2 protein-coding genes, 1 tRNA gene and 1 pseudogene are annotated in these 3,087 nt (G+C 70.8%); 1 reads left to right on the top strand and 3 read right to left on the bottom strand.

Going from position 1 to position 3,087, the window contains the following annotated elements; genetic code table 11:
- Window positions 1-752 (bottom strand): hypothetical protein (locus tag VGL85_RS05890; RefSeq protein WP_331586980.1); only part of this gene is annotated, 752 nt, incomplete at its 3' end.
- A gap of 159 nt (window positions 753-911) precedes the next feature.
- Here VGL85_RS05890 and VGL85_RS05895 point away from each other — a divergent pair.
- On the top strand, window positions 912-1,925 hold the full coding sequence (locus tag VGL85_RS05895) for a DUF4424 domain-containing protein (protein WP_331586982.1): 1,014 nt from the start codon (window positions 912-914) through the stop codon (window positions 1,923-1,925).
- Between the two features lie 22 nt (window positions 1,926-1,947).
- Here VGL85_RS05895 and VGL85_RS05900 read toward each other — a convergent pair.
- Both VGL85_RS05900 and VGL85_RS05905 read right to left on the bottom strand, forming a co-directional pair.
- A tRNA-Thr gene (locus tag VGL85_RS05900) sits at window positions 1,948-2,020 on the bottom strand.
- A 328-nt stretch (window positions 2,021-2,348) separates the two neighbouring features.
- Window positions 2,349-3,087 (bottom strand): annotated as a pseudogene (locus VGL85_RS05905) (heme biosynthesis protein HemY); the annotation flags it as partial.

Genomic DNA, 3,087 nt, shown 5'->3' on the forward strand with positions numbered 1-3,087 from the left:
CCCTGGCCTTCTCCGCCGTCACCGTCGCCGCCGCCGCCTTCTTCCGCTGGCGCCACTTCATGTGACGCGGGCGCGCGAGGATAGTCCAGCACCTCGCTGCTATAGGTCTCCACCACCTCCGAGAACGGCCGCCGCCGCGCGCCGTAGAGCACCGCCCGGTGGCGGAACAGTTCGTCCGGAATCGCCAGCGCCCCGCCGCCGCTCGAGTCGGCGACGGCTGGCGGCCTCCCGACCCGCAGATCCCACCGCGCCGGCAACGGCGACCACAACAACTCCGCCGCCAGCGTCTGCCGCACCGGATGCAACCCCGCCACCGCCCGCCCGAACGGCGTATCGGTGGTTTCCAGCACATGGTTCATCGCCGCCGTCAGACGCCCGGGCACGTACCAGTTGTCGGCCTCCGACAGCACATGCCCGCCGCAGCTGAGACGCACCCGCCGATACTTGACCCGCTCGCCTTGCCCCACCTGCAACACCCGCCGCTGCTCGTCGGTCACCGGCTTGTCCACGCCCCGCACCCGCTCCGCCGTGAGCCGCGGCGGCGACGCCATGCGGTGCTCGCCACACCAGGCCTCGAGCGTCGCCGTGGCGCTCGGGCTGGCCAGCAGCCGGGCGTCGAGCGTCTCGATGACGGCCAACGCCTGGGCGCGGCCGAGTGGGGTGTCGGGCCAGGGCGACGCTGGGGCGGCGAACGATGGCGCGGAACTGAGGAATGACAGCACCGCCGTCACCGCTGCGATCGTTCGCTGCACGCTTGGCTCCTTACATAGCGGTGACGGGGTCAGGGTGACCTTAGCCGCGCGTCCCTCGCCTCCGCCAGCCCGATGGCGATGAGTCGCCCGCGCCGAGACAACGCCCCCGCGCGCGTCCTATAGTCGCGGCGACGGCGGGACGCGGCAGGGGAGCGGGCTATGCGGGCGAGGACCAGGGCCTTGGGCGTCGGGCTGGCGGCGCTGATTGCGGCGGCGGCCACGGACGCGGCGGCCAATGACAGCAGCGCCGAGTTGGCGACGGGCGGGCTGGTGCTGACCAGGAACCCGGCCATCGAGATGCGCTCGGAGGATCTGTCCATCTCCACCAAGGCGGTGCGGGTGCACTACGTCTTCGCCAACACCTCGGCCAATGACGTGACCATCCTGGTGGCTTTTCCCATGCCCGACGTCACCATCGAGGGCCTGGACGACAACATCGTGGTGCCCAGCGAGAGCCCGACCAACCTCCTGGGCTTCGTCACCACCGTCGACGGCCAGCCGGTGGCGGCGCAAGTGGAGCAGAAGGCGCTGAAGAACGGCGCCGACATCACCGCCTATCTGAACGGACTGGGCATCCCGCTGGCGCCGCACCTGCAGTCGACCAACGACGTGCTGGACAAGCTGCCGAAGGCCGCCCAGGACGCCCTGGTCGCCAGGAGCCTGGCCATCCCCGACGACTATGACGTCGGCCACGGGATGGAGCATCACCTGTCCGCCGCCTGGACGCTGAAGACCACCTTCTATTGGCGCCAGACCTTTCCCGCCGGGCGGACCATCGATGTCGAGCACAACTACACGCCCTCGGTGGGCGGCACGGCGGGGACGCAATGGGCTGATCCGGCGTTTGTCGGCACGGCGCTCTACACCCAGGGCCGGCAGCGCTACTGCATCGACGACGCCTTCCTGGCCGGAGCCGCCAAGGCCAGGACCAGCGCCAACGGCTACATGACCGAACAGCGCATCGACTATGTGCTGACCACCGGCGCCAACTGGAAGGCGCCGATCGGCGATTTCCACATGACCATCGACAAGGGCGCCTCGGCCAACCTGGTCAGCTTCTGCGGCAATGGGGTGGCCAGGACCGGCCCGACCCGGTTCGAGGTCCACTACACCAACTTCACCCCGACCAAGGACGTGGCGATCCTGCTGCTGGTCCCGGTCGCGCAGCAATAGGCCGTGGGGTTGGAAAGCCCGGCGCCGCCTGGGTGACTCGAACACCCGACCCCCGCATTACGAATGCGGTGCTCTACCGGCTGAGCTAAGGCGGCCTGCCGTGGGAGCGGTGTTTAGTCGGGTTTCCGGAGCCTCGCAACGGCGAGCGGGTTCGCCATAGCCCATCGGCAACGCCACCGCGTCCTTCTCCCCTCGCGGGTTTCGGAGCGTTCGCCGAAGGCGATCGGCTGACGAAGTCAGGCGAAGCGCAGATGGGTGGCCGGTCGGAGACCGGTCGGATGAGGGGCCGCGCTTAGCTCTCCACAGGATTCTGGGCGCCCTCTTCCCAACAACCGGCGCGGCCCCTCATCCGCCCCTGCCTTCGCAGGGGCGCCTTCTCCCGCGAGGGGAGAAGGGACGCGCGATACATTCGTCGCCCACGAATCAAGGCGTCGAGGATTCGGCGCGGGCCCAGTCGTCTTCGGGGCCGGGGTCATAGGTCGTCGGGGCGAGGATGGCCTCGGGCGACGAAAAGGGAGCGCCGGGCTCGTACGCCGTGGGCAGCTCGGGCAGTTCGCTCATCACCCGCTCGCGGCGCTCAAGGCGCGGGTGGATCAGTTCGCCGGTCTCGGCATAGGTGGAGACCAGCCTGGCCCAGTCGGTGGGGGCGTAGGCGAAGGCGCGGCCGGCGGGGTCGAGGTCGGTCCAGTCCGGCTCCGGCTGGGCGGCGAGGCCGCGGGCCATCCAGGCGCGGGCCTCGTCGGCGCGGCCGGCGGCATTGGCGATGCGGGCCATCAGGCCGCAGAGCCGGGCGTCGGGCGGGCCCTGGTCCATCGCGTCGACGGCGGCTTGCGCCGAGGCCGGCTCGCGGTTGAGCAGGGCCTGCTCAGCGGCGACGAAGCAGCTCTCGCGGTTGGATGGGTTGAGCGCGGCCAGTTCGCCCAGCCTGGCGGCGCGGGCCTTGGGCGTCTCGGCCGTCTTCAGGTCGCGCCAGAGCAGGTAGAGGGCCGGGTGCGGGCGGGCCTTCCAGGCCTGTTCGATCAGCGGGGCGGCGCGCGCCGGCTTGTTGTCGGCGATCAGCAGGCGCGCGGCGATCACCGGCCCCGGCGGGAAGCCGGGATCGAGCTTGGCCGCCTGGAGGGCGAACTCCAGCGCCTGGAGCCGCAAGGCCGGGTTGGGACTG

Source organism: Phenylobacterium sp., from assembly GCF_036501465.1.
Classification (GTDB): Bacteria; Pseudomonadota; Alphaproteobacteria; order Caulobacterales; family Caulobacteraceae; genus Phenylobacterium.